Genomic DNA, 19820 nt, shown 5'->3' with positions numbered 1-19820 from the left:
CGGCGGCATCATGGCGGATCTGGCGCTCACGCGCTTTTAACTCCTGGTCTGCGACAGCTACGCGCCAGCTTGCCGCCAAGGCAGGCCTGACGACGGGGCTGGACCGCCGATGAATTACGCCGCCAACGCCTACGCCAAGACATCCCACAGCGCCCTCTCGCCGCGCGAAGCCGAATCCGCGGTTCTGCTGAAAGCGGCGCAGAAGCTGATCGGTGCGAGCCAGGGGCTCTCCGAGGGCGATGCCGGGCGCCTCAACGACGCCCTGTCGTTCAACCAGCGCGTCTGGACGCTGCTGACCTCCGAGGCCACGTCGGACCTGAACCCGCTCCCTTCGGACGTCAAGCAGGGCGTCGGCCGCCTGGGCGTGTTCGTGCTCCAGAGCTGCATCGACACGATGATCGCGCCGACGCCCGAGAAGATCGCGACGCTCGTGTCGATCAACAACCACATCGCCGCCGGCCTGCAGGGCAATCCCGGCTGAGGCCCGAGGGCCGTCAGGAAGCCGCCGACGTTTCCGGCAGGTCCGGCTGGGACACCGCGCCGGCGGCTTCCCACTCGACGAGTTTGCGGCTCAGCTTGAGCGCCCGATAATACGCGCCGGTCTCGACGGCCTGGGCGATCCCCGCGATGTGAGGGGCCGCCGCCGGCGCGAGCCCCAGCAGATCCGTCGCCTGCCGGAAGAACAGGTCGATCCCCTGTGTCGGATCGTCGGCGAGGTAGATGACCGTCAGGGTCAGGTGGAGGCGCTTGCAGGCCGTGTCGGCCTCGGTCTCCGTGATGATCTCGCTCTCGCGCAGGAACTTGCACTGCGTCTCGATCAGGAAGGTCGAGCGCCGGTCGCCGTTGCGCAGCAGGGCACCGTTGATGATCAGCCGTTCGAAGGGCTTGAGTTCCAGACGCAGGGGCATCGGGCGTTCCTTTCTAGAAGACCCGGCGATCTCATTCGCGAACCGTTAACGTTTCGAGAATTCCCGCCCCGAGCGCGGCCGTTGCACCACGCGGGCGCCGTGATAAACTCCCACAAATGACGACCGGGTGAAGCGTGTCGGAGAGGGCCGATGACGGCGCAGACGGATCGGCGCGCACGGTATCCGAGCCTCGGTGGCAAGCGCGTCCTGGTCACGGGCGGCGCCTCGGGAATCGGCGAGGGTCTGGTCGAGGCCTTCGTCGGCCAGGGGGCCCGCGTCCTGTTCTGCGACATCGCGGATGATGCGGCGAACGCAGTGGTGGCGCGTCTGACGCCCGGCGCCGCGCACGCCCCGCTCTACCGGCGCTGCGACCTGACGGATGTCGATGCGGTTCGCGCGCTGGTCGCCGAGGCGGATACGGTTCTGGGCGGCTTGGATGTCCTGATCAACAATGCCGGCAACGACGACCGCCACAGCCTCGCCGAGGTGACGCCCGCCTATTGGGACGACCGGATGGCGGTGAACCTGCGCCACCTGTTCTTCGCCGCCCAGGCGGCGGTGCCGGCGATGCGGCGTGCGGGCGGCGGCGTGATCCTCAATTTCGGATCGATCAGCTGGCATCTCGGGCTGAAGGAGATGCCGCTCTACCAGACCGCCAAGGCGGCCATCGAGGGGATGACCCGCGCCCTGGCCCGCGACCTCGGCCGCGATGGGATCCGGGTGGTGTCGATCATCCCCGGCAACGTCCAGACGCCGCGGCAGGAGAGATGGTACACGCCGGAGGGCGAGGCGGACATCGTCGCCGCGCAATGCCTCGACGGCCGGATCCAGCCGGCCGACGTCGCCGCGCTGGTCCTGTTCCTCGCCTCGGACGATGCCCGGATGTGCACAGGCCACCCCTACGTCATCGACGCGGGGTGGCGCTGACCGGGAGCCGGGCAGAAAACCGGCCGGACATGAGACCGGCCGGACAGGGGGCGCGGGTCCGCGCTCCGGCCCGGCCCGCTTCCGTGCCTCAGTCGCACGTCTCCTTCTTGACGGTCTTGGAGTCGCCCATGTCGTTCTCCTTGCGCACCGTTTTGGTGACGCAGCCGTCGCCATGGTCGTGGACGGTCACGGATTTCGACTCGGTCGCCGGGCGGTCGACGACGACGGCCGGCCGGTCGCGCTCGATGACGGTGGTCTGGGCCTGTGCGGCGGCGCCGAGGCTCAACAGGGCGGCGGTCGCGAGCAAGGTCTTGCGCATGCTGAAACTCCAATACCGGTTTCGGTACCGGGTAACGGCGGTCACAGCTTGAGCGTTCCGCAGAGCCGTCGGTCTCGAAGGCGGACCGAACCCGTAAAAAAACTTGGCTCGGCCCGCGCGCCGTTCGGTTCGAAGCAGAGCCGGAGCGACGGCGCCAATGACTGCGGAACCGGGACCAAGACAACCCCGGTGGACTACGTGCGCGGCGTGGCCGGGCCTCAGCCGCCCGTCATCGGCGGGAAGAAGGCGATCTCGCGGGCGCCCGCGATCGGCGCGTCCGGCTTGGCGTGGACCCGATCGATCGCGGCCCGGACGACGCCCGGATCCTCGAAGGCGTAGGCATATTCCTCGCCCCGGCCCCGGAGCCACCCGACGAGGTCGGCGACGGTGGCGACCTCCGCCGGCGGTGCCAGCTCCTCCTCGGGGCGGCCGATCCGCTCGCGGACCCAGGCGAAATAGACGAGCTTCATCGCATCACCGTAGCGAAGACAGGGCAGGGACCGCACGTCCCGCAGGCCGATCCGTCAGCGCGGATCGTCGATGACGTGCTTGATCCCGGCCCGCATGTAGTCCCAGCCGGTCCAGAGCGTGAGGGCGGCGGCCAGCCACAGCAGCGTCAGGCCGATCGGCTCGGTCCCCGGCAGCAGCGTCTCGCCTGCTGGGCCGGCCACCAGGAAGCCGAGAGCCACGAGCTGCACGGTGGTCTTCCATTTGGCGATCTTGCTGACGGGCACCCCGACCTTCAGCTCGGCCAGGTACTCGCGCAGGCCGGAGACCAGCACCTCGCGGCACAGGATCACGATGGCCGCCCAGATATTCGAGCCGACGATCGTGTGGTCCGCCGTCAGCATCAGCAGGCACGCCGAGACGAGAAGCTTGTCGGCGATCGGATCGAGCATCCGGCCGAGCGCCGAGCTCTGATGGTAGGTGCGTGCGACGTACCCGTCCAAGTAGTCGGTGATCGCGGCCGCGACGAAAACGCCCAGCGCCGTCCACCGGGCGGTGTGGGATTCGGGCCAGAACAGCAGAGCGACCATCACCGGCACGGCAACGAGGCGCCCGTAGGTCAGGCAATTCGCAAGCGTCCAGGCCGGCGACCGTCGTCGGGGAAGGACGGCGTTCATCGCAGGGGTGAAATCAGAGCGGGGCCCGGGCGTCAACGTCCTGGTTTCGGTCTCGGCCATCGCGGTCGGGTTCTCAGGCGCCGGCATGGAAGAAGTCGTAGACCGCCCGCGCGGTGGCGGCGTTCACGCCCGGTGTCTTGGCCAGATCCTCGAAGGCCGCACGCTCGATGGCCTTCACGGTCCCGAAGTGATGGAGCAGCGCGCGCTTGCGGCTGGGCCCGATGCCGGCGATCTCGTCCAGGGGGTTCTTCACCATCTCGCGCTTCCGCTTGGCCCGGTGGCTGCCGATGGCGAAGCGGTGCGCCTCGTCCCGGAGCCGTTGCACGAAGTAGAGCGTCGGGTCGCGCGGCGGAAGCTTGAAGGGCGGCCGGCCGGGCACGAAAAACGTCTCGCGCCCGGCATCCCGGTCGCGGCCCTTGGCGACGCCGATCAGCGGCACGCCCGAGACGCCGACCTCCTCCAGGGCCGTCCGCGCGGCGTCGAGCTGGCCCTTGCCGCCGTCGATCAGCACGAGGTCCGGCCAGGCCGGGAACGCCTCGCTCTCCTCGGCCGGCACCGGCTCCTGGACGCCGCCCTCGACGGCGGCGGCCGCGGCTTCGCGTTCGGTGCGCGGTGACTCCTTCACCAGCCGCTTGAAGCGTCGCTGCAGGACTTCGCGCATCATGCCGTAATCGTCGCCCGGAGTGAGCTCCTCGGACTTGATGTTGAACGTGCGGTAATGCGTCTTCATGAAGCCCGTCGGGCCGGCGACGATCATGCCGCCGACCGCGTTCGTCCCCATGATGTGCGAGTTGTCGTAGACCTCGATCCGGCGGGGCGCGCCGTCGAGCCCGAAGGCCTGGCCGAGCGCCGCAAGCAGCTTGCCCTGGGAGGCCGTGTCGGCGAGGCGCCGCGCCAAGGCTTCCTTGGCGTTGCGCTGGGCGTAGTCGACGAGGTTCTTCCGCTCGCCGCGGCTCGGCTTGTGGATCTCGACGCGGTACTCCACCCGGCTCGACAGGGCCGCCGCCACCAGCTCGGCATCCTCGACCGCATGGCTCGTCAGCACCGTCCGGGGCGCCGGCTTGTCGTCGTAGAACTGGCCGATGAACGACCCGAGCACCTCGTCGGGGGTCATCGACCGGTCGGCCTTGGGGAAATAGGCGCGGTTGCCCCAGTTCTGGAAGTTCCGGAAGAAGAACACCTCGATGCAGAACTGGCCGGCCTGCTCGTCGAGGGCGAACACGTCCGCTTCCTCCACGCCCTGGGTGTTGACCCCCTGCACGCCCTGGATCGCCGACAGCGCGGCGATCCGGTCCCGGAAGCGGGCGGCGCGTTCGAACTCCATCGCTTCCGAGGCTTCCTGCATCTCGGTGCGCATCCGGTCCTTCACGGCGTTCGACTTGCCCGCCAGGAATGCCCGGGCGGAATCCGCCATGGCGGCGTAATCCTCCGTGGCGATCTCGCCGGTGCAGGGACCGGAGCAGCGCTTGATCTGGAAGAGCAGGCAGGGACGGGTGCGGTTCTCGTAGTAGCTGTCCGTGCAGGTGCGCAGGAGAAAGGCGCGCTGCAGGGCGTTCACCGTCCGGTTCACCGCCCAGACGCTGGCGAAGGGCCCGTAATAATTGCCCTTCCGGCGCCGGGCGCCCCGGTGCTTGACGATCTGCGGGGCGGGGCCGTCGTCGGTGACCAGAATGTAGGGGAACGACTTGTCGTCCCGCATCAGCACGTTGAATCGGGGCTTCAGCTGCTTGATCAGGTTGGCTTCGAGGAGCAGCGCCTCGGTCTCGGTGGCGGTGGTGACGAACTCCATCGCCGCCGTCTGCGAGATCATCCGGGCGATGCGGTTCGAATGCGCCTGACCCCGCGCATAGGAGCCGACCCGCGCCTTCAGGTTCTTGGCCTTGCCGACATAGAGGACGTCGCCGCGATGATCGAACATCCGGTAGACGCCGGGCGAGGACGGCAGGGTCGACCAGAACCGGCGGATCACCTCGGTGCCGGCCTGGACGGCACCCGGCTCGAAGTCGAAATCGATTTCCGGCGCCTCCGTGTCGGGGAGGCCGGCTTCCGGCGCGTCGGCGGTTTCGTCCCGCTCGGCGTCGCGGCCGTCGTCGAAAGTGTCCGGGGGCAGGTCTGAGAGGGCTCTGCGGCTCATACCGCAGATCTAAGCGTTCCTGAGCGCCAGCGGGACCGGGGCGGCGACAAAAATCGCGCGCCCGGACCGGGGATCAGTCGAACAGCGAGTCGATGTCGCTCTGGTCGACGTGGCCGGGATCGTGGTCGAGCTTCGGACCGTTCAGGAGCGAGCTCTCGTCGTCCAGGGAGGTCGGCACCGGCATGACGGTGATGAGCTCCTTGAAGCTGTCGAGCTCCGACCACGTGGCGATCAGCCGGTCGAGATGCTCCTCGATGAACTTCATCACGCCGACGATCTTGGTGATCCGCTGGCCGGTCAGGTCCTGGAAGTTGCAGGCCTCGTAGGCGGTGATCACGCGCTCGAGGATCACGTCGACGTGCTGCTTCAGCCCGGGCGGCAGCGTCGCGGCGTTGAGCATGCCGGCGTGGCTCTCGATCTCCTCGATCGCCCCGAGGAGCTGCGTCGTGGCGCGCTCCGTCGAATCGACCACGGCGTCGAGTTCGTCGGCCGCCCGGCGCATGCCCTTGCCGGTATTCTCCGTCCGATGCAGCGTCGCCAGCTCCGACTTGGTGCGGGTGATCGCCTCCTTCATCACGTCGAGTTCCGTGCGCATCGCGAGCGCTTCGTGCAGCTCGCGCCGGCACGACTCGATCGTCTCGCTGGCGCTCATCTGCGTGACGCGGCGCAAGTCCTGGATGGCGCTGAAGATTTCTTCGAGTCGCTCGTTCGAGGCGATCGAGCCCGGACCAGGCTGGGGGGCCGCGGGAATCCCGAGGCTGTCTTCGATGCGATAGCGCTTCTGGGTCATCGTCCGGGCGTGGGCGTTCGGGGTCCGTCGACGCAACTCTCTACCACATCGGTTAGCGGACTGTGACTGCCAAGCTTTTTCCGAGCGTTCCGGGCCGCCTCCCGAAGGCGCGGCGGGCTGCGATGAACGGTTAACCGGCGATTCACGCTGCCGCCGACGGGCCGGGGAGAGACCGCGGCCTCGGCGCGATTCACCACGTTCCTTCACCTGATTCGGTAAAATGCCGCGGGATCGTTCGCGGGCCGGGCGCTTGGGCGCCGGCTCGGGAGCATGCGACGATGCGGGGTTCGGTCCGATTGGGAATGGCGGCGGCCGCGGCCGCTTTCGTGCTGTGCGGGCCTGCGCGCGCGCAACAGGCGCGCTACGCCGAGGGCGGCTACGGCGGCGGCCTGATCGAGTACCTCGTCACCGGAAGCGCCGGGGGCGGCGGCCGCGGCTGGCCGCAGCGCTCCGCGGCCCCGCAGCGGGCGGCGACGTCCCAGCGGGTCGCGGCCTATTCCGGGGAACTGGTGCCGGCCGAACCGGAGGCCGCTCAGGCATACGGACAATCCTACGGACAGGCTTACGGTGCGGCTCAGCCCTACGGCGCGCCGCCCGCGGCCGCCTACGGAGCATCCCAGGCGGATCCCGCCCGGATCGCTCGTGCGGTCGCGCCGGAATTCCAGCGCCAGGAGGTTCCGTTCGCGGGGCCGCAGAAGCCCGGGACGATCGTCATCGATACCGCCGGCAAGCATCTCTACCTCGTGCAGGCCGGCCAGCGCGCCCTCCGCTACGGGATCGGCGTCGGCCGTCCCGGCTTCGCCTGGAGCGGTCTGAAGACCGTCAGCCGCAAGGCGGAGTGGCCGGACTGGACACCGCCGGCGGAGATGCTCGCCCGCCGGCCCGACCTGCCGCGCCACATGGCCGGCGGGCCGGAGAATCCCCTCGGGGCGCGGGCCCTGTATCTCGGCTCATCGCTCTACCGGATCCACGGCACCAATGAGCCCAACACGATCGGTCAGTCGGTCTCGTCGGGCTGCATCCGGATGATGAACGACGACGTCGTCGACCTCTACGACCGCGTGCCGGTGGGAACGCGCGTCGAAGTCCTGTGAGCGCCTGACGTCGTCGGCATCACGCAGGCTGACCCTTCGGATACGGAAAGGCCCGGCCGCGCCTGACGCGACCGGGCCTCTTTCTTTGGGGGGCTGACGCCGGGGCTGGACGATCAGGTCCAGTCGCTGTCGTCGCCGCCGCTCAGGTCGCCGCCGAAATCGCCGCCCGGATCGCTGTAGTTCGCGTCCTGGAAGCTACCCAGGTCGCCGCCGCTGTTGTCCAGGGCGGCTCCGAGATCCTGGTTGCCACCGTCGCCGTAGTAGTTGTTGACCACGGTCTCGCCGGCACCGCCGCCCAGGCCGGCGGCCGCAGCGCTGCCGAGGCTCGAATGGCCGCCCGCGAAGGCGTTCGACAGGGCGCTGCCCAGGAGCATGCCGCCGGCCGCGCCCGCCGCCATGGGGAGCGCCGTCGCCATGAAGCCGCCGCCGCGTGCCGGCGCCTGCGGCTGACCGCCCCACGGGCCGCCCTGCTGGGGATAGCCGCCCTGCTGGGGATAGCCCCCCTGCTGCGGGTAGCCTTGCTGGGGATAGCCCTGCGGGGGCGCGCCGCCCTGATTGCCCCAGGGTTGTCCGGCGGGACGCTGCTGTGCGTAGCCGGGCTGCGGCTCCTGGCGCTGGCTGCCGCCGCCGAAGATGCTCGACAGGAAGCCGCCGCCGCCCGAGGGCTGCGCAGAGGCCGCCTGGCTGCGCGCCTGCTCCAGCTGCTGGTTCAGGCTCTTGATCGCCTCCTCCTGGACGTAGATCAGCTGCGCCATCGCGTAGGGCGCGTAGGGCTGGGCGCGGATCTTGTCGGCGATGAAGCGCTCCGCCTCCGCGTCGCGGGGCTGGGTCTGCGCCTGCTCCAGCCGCTGGAAGATGCCCGAAATGACGTCGCGTTCTTCGCTGTTCATGGAGTCGTCCTCCTCGAATCTCACCCGCGGGCCCGAACGCGCCGCATGGCAGACACGACATGGGTGCGCGGCGACGCTTTGTCAGGGGGATTGCGAAAACTTCATCCGCCGGCCGCGAAAAACGAGAAGCCCGACCTTTCGGCCGGGCTTCCTAAAGACGGATCCCGAACGCGGCCGTAGCCGCGCCGTCGCGCAATCCTAGAACGTGCCGAACTTGTAGTTCAGGCCGGCGCGGACGACGGCGAACTCGTCGGAGCGGCGGCCGACGCCGCTGTAGACGACGGGGAAGTTGTTGGCGGCGTTGACGACGAGCGCGCCCTGGTTGCGGGTGCCGCGGTCGAGATTGACGTACAGGCCTTCGACCTTGAGCGTCACGGCCGACGAGCGGAAGAAGTTCAGGAAGGAGTCGGTGGGCAGGGCATACTCGATGCCGCCGCCGGCGGCCCAGCCGGTGCGGAAGCTGTCGTTGCCGGCATAGCCGCCGAAGGAGCGGTCGGCGCTGCCCGAGCCGTAGGCGAAGCCGCCGGTGCCGTAGATCAGGGTGCGGTCGAAGGCGTAGCCGAGGCGACCGCGGACGGTGCCGAAGAAGTCGAGGCTGGAGAGGCCGCGCGGGTCGGTGACGTAGTAGCCGGGGGCCAGCGCGCCGGAGATGAAGGCGTTGTTCCGGCTGCGGCCGAAGTCGAGGTACTGGGCGTCGGCCTCGACGCCGATGACGATGCCGGAGCCGGGCGTGAACTGGTAGTTGTAGCCGACCTGGCCACCGCCGGAGAAGCCGTCCTGGCTGCGGTTGCGGAAGGTCGCGACGGTGCCGGGAGCGGCGTAGGGGAAGGGCACGCCGAAGCTGGAACCGGTGTTGCGGTCGCTGGCGTCGAAAGCGTAGCCGGCGTTGATACCGAAATAGGCGCCGGTCCAGGTGAAGACCGGGACGGGGGTGAAGATCGGCGGCGGGGCGGCGCGGCGCGGCAGGTCGGCGGCGAAGGCCGAGCCGGCGAAGGCGACGCCCGCGAGGGCCGTGGTCACACGGAGCAGGGATTTCATGATCTGGTCCTCACTGGTGGTCCGCCCCGACCGTGGCCGGACGGGGGCGTAACCGGATCTGGCTGCGTTCCAGCGGTTCCAGGGCTGCTTTGCGCTCCGCGGTGTCGCCGACCGCATTCGCGGCCCCTTATGGCAACCCGCCGTTTATCCCCGGCACCTTGACCCCCCAACGCGGGCGAATGGCCAAGGTTCATTCACGGCTACGCTTTTTTCTCACCCGTGCATCGACAAAGTGTCGCACCCCCGTGTCCGGTGGCGGACCGCGCCGTCAGGGGACGAGCGTCACGGCGGAGATGAGGCGGCCGTAATCGGCCTCGCCGCGATGCGTGGTCCGCCGATAGCTGTAGAACCGCTCCGGATCCGCGTAGGTGCAGAGGTTGAGCGCGCTGGCTTCCCCGACCTCGGCCTCGGCGAGCCGGGCCAGGATGAAGCCCGGCAGGTCGAACTGCACGTGTCCGGGCCGCGTGCCGGCCGCGAGGAAGCGCTCCATGCCGGGGGCGTCGGACCGGAACCGGGTGATGAAGTCCGGGCCGACCTCGTAGGAAGCCTGGCCGATCGTCGGGCCCAGCACGGCGACGATCCGCTGCCGCCGCGCGCCGAGCGCCTCCATCGCCGCCACCGTCGCGCCGATCACGCCGGTGAGGGCGCCCTTCCAGCCGGCATGGGCGGCGCCGACGACCCCGTTCTCGGGATCCGCGAACAGGATCGGCCCGCAATCCGCCGTGGCGATACCGAGCGCCAGGCCCGGCACCCGCGTCACCATGGCGTCGGCCTTGGGCCGCTCCGACGCCGCGAAGGGCGCTTCGACGGTGACGACATCGGCCGAGTGGACCTGGTACAGGCTGACGAGCCGATCCGGCGGCAGGCCGAGCCCGGCGCACATCCGCGCCCGGTTCTCGGCGACGCGCTCCGGCACATCCTGGGAGCCGAGCCCACCGTTAAGCGACGCGTAGAGGCCGTCCGAAACCCCGCCGACGCGGGTGAAGAAGGCGTGGCGCACGCCCGCATGCGCGGAGAGTTCCGGCGCCTCGATGATCATGCCTGCGGTCACGGTCGGCCTCGCGGTTGCTCGTATCGCGCCCCGATAGCGCAAGGGCGGACCCTTGACGATGTCGTTCAACCGTCAGATTCTTGCTGCATTGCAGTATGGAGCCGATCCGGCTCCGCCTTGAGAAGGATCGCAATGTCACGAGGGATCGAGACCGACGTCCTGCCCGAGACGCCCGAGGCTGAAGAGCCCCGGATCCCGAGCGCGCCCGCCCACCCCGTCACGGGAGAGCCCGCCGCCTTCGACCCGACCGACCTCAACCCGCCTGCACCGCCGACACCGCGGCCGTCCACCCAGACGGATTCCGGCTTCGGCTCCTTCGGCTGACCGAATCCGGCCCCCTGCGGGGCCGAGGATCGGCCCGGCGGCTCAGGCCGCCGGAAACCCCGGGAGCGGTCCGAGGGCCGGGCCGCTCACCGCCATCACCTTGAACAGGCTGCCCATCCCGCCCCGGCTCGGATCCGTGAGGCGGGTGATTGCCGCGTCGATCGCGGCGGATTGCGCCGCATTGGCCCGGGCCTTCAGACGTTCGGCACGGGCGCCGAGTCCGAGGGCTGCCAGGAAGTCGCCCTGGTCCACCGGCCCATGGATCGCCGCGCCCTCGGCCTGTGCCGCCTTCGCGTGGGCGGCGAAATCGACATGATGCGTCAGATCCGCCTCGCCGGGCGCGGCCAGTGGATCGGCGAAGCGATGCCCCGACAGGGCCTGGAGGGTGTCGCCGAAGCCTGGTCGGACATGGCCGTAATCGATGGCCAGCAGGCTGCCCCCCTGGGTGCACAGACGCCGCGCCAAGCTGCGCATCAGCGCGAGCCCGGCCGTCGGCACGCTCATGAGCGCCCCGTCCGGGCCGTCCGCGTCGAGGCCGGGGGTCGGCTCCGGCGACAGCCCGAAGGCGAGGCCGCCCTGCGGATCGAGGCCGACCTGCCGCTCGTGCCAGCCCGTCGGCCGGCGCTCGAACTGGCGCACCGGCAGGCAGTCGAAGAACTCGTTCGCCAGGATGATCGCGGGACCCGGAGGCAGCGACTCGATGTCGGCGTGCCACGCCGCGCCGGTCCCGGCGAGGAGGCGTTCCTGCGCGGCCCGCAGGACCGGGCTGGTCTCCACCAGATGCGGTGCCACGCGCATTCCCGGGCGCGCCGCCCGCAACGCCCGCAGCGCGTCCGCCATCAGCGTGCCGCGGCCGGGCCCCAGCTCCACCAGAACCAGGGGATCGGGTCGTCCCATCAACTCGTGGACATAGGCGCTCCAGGCACCGATCAACTCGCCGAACATCTGGCTGATCTCGGGCGCGGTGGTGAAGTCGCCCCGAGCGCCCAGAGGGTCGCGGGTGCGGTAGTAGCCGTGGACCGGATGGCCGAGGCACAGGGCCATGTAGCGATCGACGCCGATCGGCCCGTTCTGGCGGATCAGCGCCGCGATCTCGGCTCCGAGGGGGCTCACGCCTCGACGGCCGCCTTGCGGTCCGCCTCGGCGGCGGGTGTCGCCACCGGATGGCGCGGACGCGTCCGGCCGGTCCCGGCCAGCACGATGTAGGTGAGGCCGACGACCATCATCGGCACGCACAGCAGCATGCCCATGGTCACGCCGCCGCCCATCGGACCGAAATGGTCGCCGAACAGGAAGCCGAGCTGGCGGTCCGGCTCGCGGAAGAACTCGCAGAAGGTCCGCGCCAGGGCGTAGCCGAGGACGAAGATGCCGCCGAGGAGGCCGGGCTTGCGGAAGCCGAACCGGCGGACGCTCACCGCCATCACGATGAACAGCAGCAGACCTTCTGTGGCGGCCTCGTAGAGCTGGCTCGGATGGCGGGGCACGGGCCCGCCGCTCGGGAACACGATGGCGTAGGGGAAGTCCGGCGCCACGCGGCCCCAGAGTTCGCCGTTCACGAAATTGGCGATCCGGCCGAAGAACAGGCCGATCGGCACGACCACCGCGCCGATGTCGAGGAGCGTGTAGCCGTTAAGGCCCTTGCCGCGCGCGAACAGCAGGAAGGCCAGGATCGCCCCGATGAAGCCGCCGTGGAACGACATGCCGCCGTTGCGGATCGCCAGGATCTCCATCGGATCGGCGATGTACATCGGGAGATTGTAGAACAGCACGTAGCCGATCCGGCCGCCGAGCACGACGCCGAGCGCCACCCAGACGACGAGGTCGTCGATGTCGACGACCTGCGGGCGCTTCACCACGCCCCAGAGGCTGTCGGCCATGACGAGGCGGCGCGCGTAGTACCACCCGCCGATCAGGCCGGCGATGTAGGCGAGGGCGTACCATTTGATCGTGATCGGCCCGATCGCGAGCGCCACAGGATCGATGGCCGGAAAGGGCAGGGCGAGGAACGGCATCAGTCTCACCTCCGGGGCGGCCGGATTGGACGCCGGAGGGGCGACGCGTCAAGCCCGAGGGCACCCTGCCGGAGTGGAGGCCTCAGGCGCGCACGAACAAGACGCCGTGTCCGTCCGGCCCCGCGCAATAGACCGCTGCGCCGTCGGCGGAGGCCTGCGGAACCCGTCCGGCCGCGCGCAAGCGTCGCGACAAGGCCTGCGGATCGGCCGTGGCGAAGACGTAGCGGGTCGCGGCCCGGTCGGCGGGCCCGAAGACGAGCCGCCGTTCGGTGGCGGGCACGCGATAATGCAGCAGTTCCACGTGCGGCGCCGGCTCCGGCGGTTCCAGCGCCAGCACATCGACCTGCGGATCGTCCAGGCCATCGAGGCGTGCCTGTTCCGGGCCCTGATTCAGGCCGCGTTCCGCCAGCGTGAGACCGAGGGGGCCGGTCAGGAAGGCCAGGGTCGCCTCAAGATCGGTGACGGTGATCGCCGAGTGATCGATCCCCAGAAACAGCCCCGGCGCCTCGCGCCAGCGGTCGGCCGGGGGGCCGCCGGGAAAGACGATCAGCTCCAGCGGGTGCCCGTCGGGGTCACGGAACTTGTAGGCGGTCACGCCCCCCGTGGATTCCGGCAGGCGCTGGGGACCGCCGCGGCTGATGGGAATCGGGGATAGCGGCGCGAGCTGCGCCATCGCGGCCGCCATGTCGCGGACCGGGATCGCGAGATGCTGGAAGAACGGGTCGGTCGCCGCCGGATCGGCCGGGTAGGGCGCACCGGGCGGATCCACCGTGAGGAAGGTGACGGTCTGCGCGCCGAGCCGCATGCGCAGCTGCGTCGCGCGCCTGTCCCCGAGTCCCATCGCTTCCGCCTGCGCGGGGGGCAGGGGTTCCGGCGGCGCGATCCGCGCGAAGCCGAGCCCGTCCCGGTAGAAAACTTCCGTGACGGCAAGGTCCGCGACGGTGCGGCCGAACCCGATGAGCGCCCGCACCCCGCTCACAGGAGAGGAGCCCCCCGCACGTTCACGTAGATCGCGTAGAGCGCCTGCGAGGCGCAGAGGAAGAGGCGGCTGTTGTTGCGGCCGCCGAAGGTCAGGTTGGCGACCGTCGCGGGCACGCGGATCTTGCCGACCAGCTCGCCGCCCGGGTCGATGCAGTGGACCCCGTCCCCGGCGCTCGACCAGAGATTGCCATGCTCGTCGCAGCGGATCCCGTCGGCATTGCCCGGCGCGATCATGCAGAAGACGGCGCCCCCGGACAGGCCGCCGTCTTCGCCGACGTCGAACACGCGGACGTGCTGGAGCGGGTCGGTGTCGAACTGCAGGCCGGTCTCGACGATGTAGAGCCTGCGCTCGTCGGGCGAGAAGCACAGCCCGTTCGGCCCCTGGAAATCGTCGGCCACCACCCGCAGCGAGCCGTCGCGCGGGTCGAACCGGTAGACCGCGGCGGGCAGCTCGGAATCCTGCTTGCCGCCTTCATAGTCGGTCTGGATGCCGTAGGGCGGATCCGAGAACCAGATCGTCCCGTCCGACTTGCAGACGATGTCGTTGGGCGAGTTCAGCCGCCGCCCCCGGTAGCGCTCCACGAGGCTGGTGATGCTTCCGTCGAGTTCGGTGCGGTGGATGCGCCGGCCGCGATGCGAGCAGGACAGCATCCGTCCCTGGCGGTCGCGGGCGTGGCCGTTCTCGAAGTCGCTCGCCGCCCGGTAGACGCTCAGGCCGGCAGAGTCGGACCAGCGCATCACCCGGTTGTTCGGGAGATCCGAGAACAGCAGCTCGTCGCGGTCGCCGAACCAGACCGGACCCTCCGTCCAGCGGAACCCCTCGGCGAGCTTCTCCAGCGGTGCGTTCGGCAGGATGTAGGCCTTGAAGCGCGGCTGCGTGAGGTCGAAGCCCTCCATTAGACCGGGCCTACTTGAAGCGGCCGGGCTGATTGACGGTCGGCTCGACCTGCAGGCCGGTCACGATCATGGTGCAGGGCTCGTCGCCCACCGTGCCGGACAGGTGGCCCTTCTTGCCGTCCCGCGCCTTCGTGTTCTGGTCCTCGCCCATCATCAGCTCGCCCGGGCCCATCTCGACCCGGTGGCCGTCCATGGTCTCGACGAACCAGCGCCCCGAGAGGATGGCGATCCATTGCGGCCGCGGATTCTCGTGCCACTCGCCCACCCACCCGACCGGCAGGACCGTGAAGGTCACGACCGACGGGGCCGGATCCATCTTGTCGTTCCACTGCGGCGCGGTCTCGGGGTTGATCCCCTCGAACTTGAACCGCTCGAGATGGAACAGCTCCTGGCGGCTCACCCCCTCCGCATCGGTGTAGACGTGCCAGTACGGCATCTTCGGAGGGGTCTGCTCGCTCATCGTCGCTCCTGCCGCGGCGGGACACTTGTTGTCCCACAACGGCCGGGCTTGGCGATGGTTCGCGCGCGGATGTCGGCGATCGGGACGGCCGACGTGCCGTCCCGAGGCCGGACCCGCCAGCGGCCCGCGCCGTCACATCTGCTCGGGGATCCGATCCGTCTGCGCGAGGTTCGAGAACCGGGTGATGTTGGCGTCGAATTGCAGCTCCACCGTGCCGGTCGGGCCGTGACGCTGCTTGCCGAGGATGACCTCGGCCTTGCCGTGGACGCGCTGCATCTCGGCCTCCCAGGCGAAGAACTCTTCGGTCCCTTCGCGGGGCTTCTTGTTGCCGACGTAGTATTCCTCACGGAACACGAACATCACCACGTCGGCGTCCTGCTCGATCGAGCCCGATTCGCGAAGGTCGGCGAGCTGCGGGCGCTTGTCGTCGCGGTTCTCCACCTGACGCGAGAGCTGCGACAGGCCGATGATCGGCACCGCCAGTTCCTTGGCGAGCGCCTTCATGCCCGTGGTGATCTCGGTCATCTCCTGCACGCGGTTGTCGCTGCGCTTGCCGGAGCCCGACAACAGCTGGAGATAATCGACGATCAGCAGATCCAGCCCCTTCTGGCGCTTGAGGCGCCGGGCCCGGGCGGCGAGCTGGGCGATCGAGATGCCGCCGCTCTGGTCGATGTAGAACGGGATCGTCTGCATGTCGCGGGCGGCATCGGTGATCTTGTAGAAATCTTCCGGCCGGATGTCGCCGCGGCGGATCTTGTAGGAGGGGACGCCCGACTGCTCGGCGATGATACGGGTGGCGAGCTGCTCGGCCGACATTTCGAGGGAGAAGAACCCGACGATCCCGCCATTCACGGTCTTGGTCGTGCCGTCCGCCTGCTTCTCGCCGCGATAGGCCTTGGCGATGTTGAAGGCGATGTTGGTCACCAGCGAGGTCTTGCCCATGGCCGGGCGGCCCGCGAGAATGATCAGGTCGGAGGGCTGGAGGCCGCCCATCTTGGCGTCGAGATCGCTGAGGCCCGTGGCGATGCCGGAGAGCTTGCCCTCGCGCTGATAGGCCTTGGCGGCCATGTCGACCGCGGCGGTCAGCGCGTCGGAGAACTTCTGGAAGCCGCCGTCGTAGCGTCCGGCCTCGGCCAGTTCGTAGAGCCGCCGCTCGGTTTCCTCGATTTGGTCGCGCGGCGCCTGCTCCACGGGCGCCTCGTAGGCGCCGTTCACCAGATCCTCGCCGATGGTGATCAGCCGGCGGCGGATGGCGAGGTCGTAGATCGTGCGGCCGTACTCGCCGGCATTGATCACCGTGGTGGCGTCGGCGGCGAGCCGGGCGAGGTACTGCATCACCGTCTGGCCGCCGAAATCGGCGTCGCCCAGATAGGTCTTCATGGTGATGGGCGTGGCGAGCTTGCCCGCCTTGATCAGGGACGCCGCCACCGTGAAGATCTGCTGGTGGGCATCCTCCATGAAGTGCTCGGCCAGCAGGAAGTCCGACACCCGGTAATAGGCGTCGTTGTTCACCAGGATCGCGCCCAGCAGCGCCTGCTCCGCGTCGATGTTGTGCGGGGCGACGCGGTACTCGGCCTGGACCGTTTCGAGCTTGGCCGTGAGCGCATTGGGCAGGGCCATCGGCGGACGACTCCGTATCAGGCGCCGCGGCGGGCGCGCCAGGATCACACCGCACGACCTTGGCCTCGGTATGGTTACCGAAGCTTAGCCGACGGCCGGTTCTCCCGGGCCGGGGCGCGGAAAAGCGGACGCCCGCCGACTCTCGCGAGCGGCGGGCGTCCATGCTGGAACAAAACTGGAACGTGTCAAGTCTCGGGGGCAATCGTCCCCAGTGTTCACCGGTATACAGGGCTGGGGACGGTTCCCAGCCGAGCCCGAACGCGGCGCGTCCGGCGCCCGGCCTAGGGCGTGGCCCGGTCCGGTACCCGGCCCGCCATGTCCCGCACGCCCGACCGGCCCCGAAGCCGGTCGGATTATCCGCGGAAGAAATCAGCCGCGGTCGTCGGCACCCTCGCCGGCATCGGCCAGCGCCATGCCGACCTCGAGACCCAGGTCGTCGAGGTTGAACGCCTCGCGCTCGGTGACCGACTCGCCGCGGGCCTGACGCTCGGCCTCCTCGGGGCTGCGGGCGACGTTGACGGTGATCTCGACCTCGACCTCGGGGTGCAGCACCACCGGGACCTTGTGGAGGCCCAGGGTCTTGATCGGCTGGTTCAGGGTGAACTGGCCGCGGTCGACCGTGAAGCCCTCCTTCGAGACGACCTCGGCGAGGTCGCGGGTCGAGACGGAGCCGTAGAGCACGCCGGTCTCGCCCGACTGGCGGATCAGGACGAAGCTCTGGCCGTTCAGCTTCTCGGCGACGGCCTCGGCGTCCTTCTTGCGGTCGAGGTTGCGGGCCTCGAGCTGGGCGCGCTGGGCCTCGAAATGCTTCTTGTTGGCTTCCGTCGCGCGCAGGGCCTTGCCGCGGGCGAGCAGGAAGTTGCGGGCGAAGCCCGGGCGGACATTCACGGTCTCGCCCATCTGGCCAAGCTTGGCCACGCGCTCGAGCAGGATCACTTCCATGGTCTTTCTCCTTCAGGTGGTCGGCCGCTGAGGCCGGGGTCTCACGGCGCCGGGCTGTCCTTGGGACGCCGGCGGTCGAGGGCTGTATCGGCGAGGCCGAACAGGGTGAGGGCGACCAGGGCGATACCCTGGGTCACGAACAGGATCAGATACATGCCGAACAGCATCAGCCCGCGTCCGGGCCGGCCGCGGGAACGGTCGTGGAAGGCGGCGAGTCCCTGAAGGGCGAAGGCTGCGCTGAAGGCTCCGACCAGCGCGACGCCGAAGACGCCGACATAGCCGGGGGCGAAGCACATCGCGACGGCGGCCGCGAGCGCCGCGAGCGTCGAGCGCGGCATCGTGGTGGAGGGGATGTCCGGCCAGGGCCGCGGCAGGCGGCCCGAGATCTTCACGATCCGGGCCGAGGCCCAGAGATAGAAGGCCAGCAGCAGCGCGAGACCGTTCGCCGCCAAGGCCGGTACCACCCGGGCGAGGGCATCCGCGACCTCGGTCCGCGTCACGTCTGCCTGATCGTCACCGGTCTGCGGCGCCGGCTCGGGCGCGGCCGCCGCGTCCTGACCGCCCGCGTCCTGTCCAGCCTTGTCTTGGCCGGCGGCGTCCTGGCCGGCGGCGTCGGAGCCGGTCGCCGGCGCACCGGCGCGTCGGGTTTCGGCAGGGCTGCGGGTTGCAGGCATGCGTGTCTGCACCAGCGTCTGGGCGAGCCCGCGCAGCTGTGCATCGAAGGCCGCGTGATTCGGCGAGGACAGGACCGCGATGGCGATGAAGGCGAGGGCGGCCGTGGCGGCGATCCAGCCGAGCAGGCGGCCGGTCGGGTACCATTCAAGGCCGGCTTGCGTCTCGCGCCCGAGGAGCGTGAGGTAGGCGAGCCACCAGGCGGGAAGGGCGATGTAGGCCGCGAAGGCGAGCCCCATGAACGGGGCAATCACGAGGATCAGCACGAGGCTGCCGGTGGCCGCCGCCACGAAGGCGGCCTTATGGCTCCAGCCGAGGCCGACGATCAGGATCGGCAGCGGTGCCACGAGGTAGAGCAGGATCGCGAGGGGGGTCGCCTTCAGAAGCACCCCGAACAGCAGTGCCGAGACGAGGCCCGCGCCGATACCGATGCCGATATGCTGTGCCATGAATTCCGCTGTCCCGCTGCCGGTGCGGCAGGGTTAGAGGCACGGATACGCCCCAACGATCGGGCGGCGCGCGCCGCCCTCTGTGAGGACCGGCCCGGGCGAGAGCCGGGCCGGTCGGTTCGGTGACCTACTTGATCACGTAGGGCAGCAGGCCGAGGAAGCGGGCACGCTTGATCGCCTGGGCGAGCTCGCGCTGCTTCTTGGCCGAGACCGCGGTGATCCGCGACGGGACGATCTTGCCGCGCTCCGACACGTAGCGGGAGAGGAGCTTGACGTCCTTGTAGTCGATCTTCGGCGCGTTCGCGCCGGAGAACGGGCAGGTCTTGCGACGACGGAAGAAGGGACGGCGTCCGCCGCCTGCACCAGCACCGAAAGCCATGGGTTAGCCCTCCCCGCCGAAGCTACGCTCGCCGCGGTCACCGCGATCGCCGCGGTCACCCCGGTCGCCGCCGAAGCCGCCACCACCGAAGCCCTCGTCATCCCGACGACGGCCGCGCTCGCGATCCTTGCGGTCGTCGCGGTCGCGCTTCTGCATCATGGCGGACGGCTCGGAATCGAGCTCCTCGACCCGGATGGTCATGAAGCGCAGCACGTCCTCGGAGATCTGCATCTGGCGCTCCATCTCGGCGATGGCGGCCGGCGGGGCATCGATGTTGAGGAGCGCGAAATGCGCCTTGCGGTTCTTCTTGATCCGGTAGGCGAGGGACTTCACGCCCCACATCTCGATCTTCTCGAGACGGCCACCGTTCTGCTCGATCACACCCTTGTAGGTGTCGATCATCGTCTCGACCTGCTGGGACGTCACGTCCTGGCGGGCCAAGAGCACATGCTCGTAGAGAGGCATATCGGGCCTTTCATCGTCAAAAGGAGCCCGGCCGCCGGAGGGCGGCTGAGTCGGGCCGGTTCATCTCGCGAGACGCTCGGCGCCAAGCCCTTCGAGCCGATTTTCAGGCCCGAGCGGTTGATCGAAGGCGGAGACACCGGACGACGGGATCCGACAAGATCCCTATGCCGCGAGCAGCATTGTCCGTTCAGCCCCCGGCCGGAGCGAACGCGAGGGGCGGCGCATAGTCGGTTTTTGCCGCGCTGGCAAGTTCGCCGCGCGCTTCAGGCATCCCGGTGCGGCGCCGGAGTAGGCATCGGATCTGGCGCGCCACGCTGCCGGGCTCGTGGCCGGGCTCGCGCCGG

General features: G+C 69.7%; 23 protein-coding genes. 4 read left to right on the top strand and 19 right to left on the bottom strand.

Going from position 1 to position 19820, the window contains the following annotated elements:
* Positions 1 to 109 precede the first annotated feature (109 nt).
* Complete coding sequence (gene flaF, locus PQI07_RS05900; protein WP_043355557.1) at positions 110 to 481, top strand: flagellar biosynthesis regulator FlaF; 372 nt, start codon at positions 110 to 112, stop codon at positions 479 to 481.
* Between the two features lie 13 nt (positions 482 to 494).
* On the opposite strand, the gene PQI07_RS05895 is transcribed toward flaF, so the two are convergent.
* Positions 495 to 908, bottom strand: a complete 414-nt coding sequence (locus PQI07_RS05895) for a flagellar biosynthesis repressor FlbT (protein WP_043355555.1) — start codon at positions 906 to 908, stop codon at positions 495 to 497.
* Positions 909 to 1058: 150 nt separating this feature from the next.
* Between PQI07_RS05895 and xylB the strand changes: the two genes are divergently transcribed.
* A complete protein-coding gene (gene xylB / locus PQI07_RS05890; RefSeq protein WP_274926242.1) occupies positions 1059 to 1835 on the top strand; it encodes a D-xylose 1-dehydrogenase in 777 nt (258 codons plus the stop codon).
* Positions 1836 to 1923: 88 nt separating this feature from the next.
* Here the strand turns inward: xylB and PQI07_RS05885 are convergent, their stop codons facing one another.
* The 5 genes from PQI07_RS05885 to PQI07_RS05865 all read right to left on the bottom strand — a co-directional run bounded on the left by PQI07_RS05885 (position 1924) and on the right by PQI07_RS05865 (position 6202).
* A complete protein-coding gene (locus PQI07_RS05885; RefSeq protein ID WP_043355551.1) occupies positions 1924 to 2154 on the bottom strand; it encodes a hypothetical protein in 231 nt (76 codons plus the stop codon).
* Between the two features lie 218 nt (positions 2155 to 2372).
* Positions 2373 to 2624: a molybdopterin converting factor subunit 1 gene (gene moaD / locus PQI07_RS05880; protein ID WP_043355564.1), complete on the bottom strand. Its 252-nt coding sequence runs from the start codon at positions 2622 to 2624 to the stop codon at positions 2373 to 2375.
* Between the two features lie 54 nt (positions 2625 to 2678).
* Positions 2679 to 3278 (bottom strand): CDP-diacylglycerol--glycerol-3-phosphate 3-phosphatidyltransferase, encoded by a 600-nt coding sequence (gene pgsA, locus PQI07_RS05875; protein ID WP_043355549.1) that lies wholly within the window; start codon positions 3276 to 3278, stop codon positions 2679 to 2681.
* Positions 3279 to 3351: 73 nt separating this feature from the next.
* On the bottom strand, positions 3352 to 5412 hold the full coding sequence (uvrC, locus tag PQI07_RS05870) for an excinuclease ABC subunit UvrC (RefSeq protein ID WP_043382720.1): 2061 nt from the start codon (positions 5410 to 5412) through the stop codon (positions 3352 to 3354).
* Between the two features lie 73 nt (positions 5413 to 5485).
* Positions 5486 to 6202, bottom strand: a complete 717-nt coding sequence (locus PQI07_RS05865) for a protein phosphatase CheZ (protein ID WP_043382723.1) — start codon at positions 6200 to 6202, stop codon at positions 5486 to 5488.
* Between the two features lie 278 nt (positions 6203 to 6480).
* Here PQI07_RS05865 and PQI07_RS05860 point away from each other — a divergent pair, with 278 nt between their 5' ends.
* On the top strand, positions 6481 to 7296 hold the full coding sequence (locus PQI07_RS05860; protein WP_043382726.1) for a L,D-transpeptidase: 816 nt from the start codon (positions 6481 to 6483) through the stop codon (positions 7294 to 7296).
* Between the two features lie 113 nt (positions 7297 to 7409).
* Here the strand turns inward: PQI07_RS05860 and PQI07_RS05855 are convergent, their stop codons facing one another.
* From PQI07_RS05855 to pgeF, 3 genes are all read right to left on the bottom strand, one after another.
* The gene (locus PQI07_RS05855; protein WP_274926241.1) at positions 7410 to 8186 is read right to left on the bottom strand and encodes a DUF2076 domain-containing protein; all 777 of its coding nucleotides are present in this window, start codon (positions 8184 to 8186) and stop codon (positions 7410 to 7412) included.
* 198 nt (positions 8187 to 8384) lie between these two features.
* Positions 8385 to 9224 (bottom strand): outer membrane protein, encoded by an 840-nt coding sequence (locus tag PQI07_RS05850; protein WP_043346898.1) that lies wholly within the window; start codon positions 9222 to 9224, stop codon positions 8385 to 8387.
* A 268-nt stretch (positions 9225 to 9492) separates the two neighbouring features.
* Positions 9493 to 10263, bottom strand: coding sequence for a peptidoglycan editing factor PgeF (gene pgeF / locus PQI07_RS05845; protein ID WP_274927687.1), 771 nt, complete (start codon positions 10261 to 10263; stop codon positions 9493 to 9495).
* 144 nt (positions 10264 to 10407) lie between these two features.
* Between pgeF and PQI07_RS05840 the strand changes: the two genes are divergently transcribed.
* Complete coding sequence (locus tag PQI07_RS05840; RefSeq protein WP_043346894.1) at positions 10408 to 10599, top strand: hypothetical protein; 192 nt, start codon at positions 10408 to 10410, stop codon at positions 10597 to 10599.
* Positions 10600 to 10641: 42 nt separating this feature from the next.
* Here PQI07_RS05840 and PQI07_RS05835 read toward each other — a convergent pair whose 3' ends face one another.
* The 10 genes from PQI07_RS05835 to rpsF form a co-directional block, all read right to left on the bottom strand.
* Positions 10642 to 11712: a class I SAM-dependent methyltransferase gene (locus tag PQI07_RS05835; protein WP_274926240.1), complete on the bottom strand. Its 1071-nt coding sequence runs from the start codon at positions 11710 to 11712 to the stop codon at positions 10642 to 10644.
* On the bottom strand, positions 11709 to 12611 hold the full coding sequence (lgt, locus tag PQI07_RS05830; protein ID WP_374701296.1) for a prolipoprotein diacylglyceryl transferase: 903 nt from the start codon (positions 12609 to 12611) through the stop codon (positions 11709 to 11711). The genes PQI07_RS05835 and lgt overlap by 4 nt, the downstream gene beginning before the upstream one ends.
* 82 nt (positions 12612 to 12693) lie before the next feature.
* A complete protein-coding gene (locus tag PQI07_RS05825) occupies positions 12694 to 13581 on the bottom strand; it encodes a VOC family protein (RefSeq protein WP_274926239.1) in 888 nt (295 codons plus the stop codon).
* Positions 13582 to 13586: 5 nt separating this feature from the next.
* A complete protein-coding gene (locus PQI07_RS05820; RefSeq protein ID WP_274926238.1) occupies positions 13587 to 14489 on the bottom strand; it encodes an SMP-30/gluconolactonase/LRE family protein in 903 nt (300 codons plus the stop codon).
* A gap of 10 nt (positions 14490 to 14499) precedes the next feature.
* A complete protein-coding gene (locus PQI07_RS05815; RefSeq protein WP_043346879.1) occupies positions 14500 to 14949 on the bottom strand; it encodes a cupin domain-containing protein in 450 nt (149 codons plus the stop codon).
* Positions 14950 to 15081: 132 nt separating this feature from the next.
* Positions 15082 to 16569 carry a replicative DNA helicase gene (locus PQI07_RS05810; protein WP_043346877.1) on the bottom strand — a complete coding sequence of 496 codons (1488 nt, stop codon included), beginning with the start codon at positions 16567 to 16569 and terminating at the stop codon, positions 15082 to 15084.
* Between the two features lie 369 nt (positions 16570 to 16938).
* Positions 16939 to 17511, bottom strand: a complete 573-nt coding sequence (gene rplI / locus PQI07_RS05805; protein WP_043346875.1) for a 50S ribosomal protein L9 — start codon at positions 17509 to 17511, stop codon at positions 16939 to 16941.
* A 41-nt stretch (positions 17512 to 17552) separates the two neighbouring features.
* Entirely contained in the window at positions 17553 to 18632 is a 1080-nt protein-coding gene (locus PQI07_RS05800) for a DUF2232 domain-containing protein (RefSeq protein ID WP_274926237.1), read from the bottom strand.
* A gap of 127 nt (positions 18633 to 18759) precedes the next feature.
* Positions 18760 to 19011 (bottom strand): 30S ribosomal protein S18, encoded by a 252-nt coding sequence (gene rpsR / locus PQI07_RS05795; protein ID WP_007561044.1) that lies wholly within the window; start codon positions 19009 to 19011, stop codon positions 18760 to 18762.
* Between the two features lie 3 nt (positions 19012 to 19014).
* Positions 19015 to 19476 carry a 30S ribosomal protein S6 gene (gene rpsF, locus PQI07_RS05790; protein ID WP_020090632.1) on the bottom strand — a complete coding sequence of 154 codons (462 nt, stop codon included), beginning with the start codon at positions 19474 to 19476 and terminating at the stop codon, positions 19015 to 19017.
* Between the last annotated feature and the right edge of the window lie 344 nt (positions 19477 to 19820).

It is taken from the genome of Methylobacterium sp. 092160098-2 (assembly GCF_028920805.1).
Lineage (GTDB): Bacteria > Pseudomonadota > Alphaproteobacteria > Rhizobiales > Beijerinckiaceae > Methylobacterium > Methylobacterium fujisawaense.
Note: the sequence above shows the minus strand (reverse complement) of the source record. Positions and strands in the feature narration are given on the sequence as shown.

What these genes read in the sequence shown, in the direction of transcription:
- pgsA (WP_043355549.1), bottom strand. Translation starts at nt 3,278, where the DNA reads ATGAACGCCGTCCTTCCCCGACGACGGTCGCCGGCCTGGACGCTTGCG.
- pgeF (WP_274927687.1), bottom strand. Translation starts at nt 10,263, where the DNA reads ATGATCATCGAGGCGCCGGAACTCTCCGCGCATGCGGGCGTGCGCCAC.
- rpsF (WP_020090632.1), bottom strand. Translation starts at nt 19,476, where the DNA reads ATGCCTCTCTACGAGCATGTGCTCTTGGCCCGCCAGGACGTGACGTCC.
- rplI (WP_043346875.1), bottom strand. Translation starts at nt 17,511, where the DNA reads ATGGAAGTGATCCTGCTCGAGCGCGTGGCCAAGCTTGGCCAGATGGGC.
- PQI07_RS05885 (WP_043355551.1), bottom strand. Translation starts at nt 2,154, where the DNA reads ATGCGCAAGACCTTGCTCGCGACCGCCGCCCTGTTGAGCCTCGGCGCC.
- PQI07_RS05840 (WP_043346894.1), top strand. Translation starts at nt 10,408, where the DNA reads ATGTCACGAGGGATCGAGACCGACGTCCTGCCCGAGACGCCCGAGGCT.
- PQI07_RS05815 (WP_043346879.1), bottom strand. Translation starts at nt 14,949, where the DNA reads ATGAGCGAGCAGACCCCTCCGAAGATGCCGTACTGGCACGTCTACACC.
- PQI07_RS05800 (WP_274926237.1), bottom strand. Translation starts at nt 18,632, where the DNA reads ATGGCACAGCATATCGGCATCGGTATCGGCGCGGGCCTCGTCTCGGCA.
- PQI07_RS05850 (WP_043346898.1), bottom strand. Translation starts at nt 9,224, where the DNA reads ATGAAATCCCTGCTCCGTGTGACCACGGCCCTCGCGGGCGTCGCCTTC.
- PQI07_RS05855 (WP_274926241.1), bottom strand. Translation starts at nt 8,186, where the DNA reads ATGAACAGCGAAGAACGCGACGTCATTTCGGGCATCTTCCAGCGGCTG.
- lgt (WP_374701296.1), bottom strand. Translation starts at nt 12,611, where the DNA reads ATGCCGTTCCTCGCCCTGCCCTTTCCGGCCATCGATCCTGTGGCGCTC.
- uvrC (WP_043382720.1), bottom strand. Translation starts at nt 5,412, where the DNA reads ATGAGCCGCAGAGCCCTCTCAGACCTGCCCCCGGACACTTTCGACGAC.
- PQI07_RS05810 (WP_043346877.1), bottom strand. Translation starts at nt 16,569, where the DNA reads ATGGCCCTGCCCAATGCGCTCACGGCCAAGCTCGAAACGGTCCAGGCC.
- PQI07_RS05895 (WP_043355555.1), bottom strand. Translation starts at nt 908, where the DNA reads ATGCCCCTGCGTCTGGAACTCAAGCCCTTCGAACGGCTGATCATCAAC.
- PQI07_RS05820 (WP_274926238.1), bottom strand. Translation starts at nt 14,489, where the DNA reads ATGGAGGGCTTCGACCTCACGCAGCCGCGCTTCAAGGCCTACATCCTG.
- rpsR (WP_007561044.1), bottom strand. Translation starts at nt 19,011, where the DNA reads ATGGCTTTCGGTGCTGGTGCAGGCGGCGGACGCCGTCCCTTCTTCCGT.
- xylB (WP_274926242.1), top strand. Translation starts at nt 1,059, where the DNA reads ATGACGGCGCAGACGGATCGGCGCGCACGGTATCCGAGCCTCGGTGGC.
- PQI07_RS05865 (WP_043382723.1), bottom strand. Translation starts at nt 6,202, where the DNA reads ATGACCCAGAAGCGCTATCGCATCGAAGACAGCCTCGGGATTCCCGCG.
- flaF (WP_043355557.1), top strand. Translation starts at nt 110, where the DNA reads ATGAATTACGCCGCCAACGCCTACGCCAAGACATCCCACAGCGCCCTC.
- moaD (WP_043355564.1), bottom strand. Translation starts at nt 2,624, where the DNA reads ATGAAGCTCGTCTATTTCGCCTGGGTCCGCGAGCGGATCGGCCGCCCC.
- PQI07_RS05860 (WP_043382726.1), top strand. Translation starts at nt 6,481, where the DNA reads ATGCGGGGTTCGGTCCGATTGGGAATGGCGGCGGCCGCGGCCGCTTTC.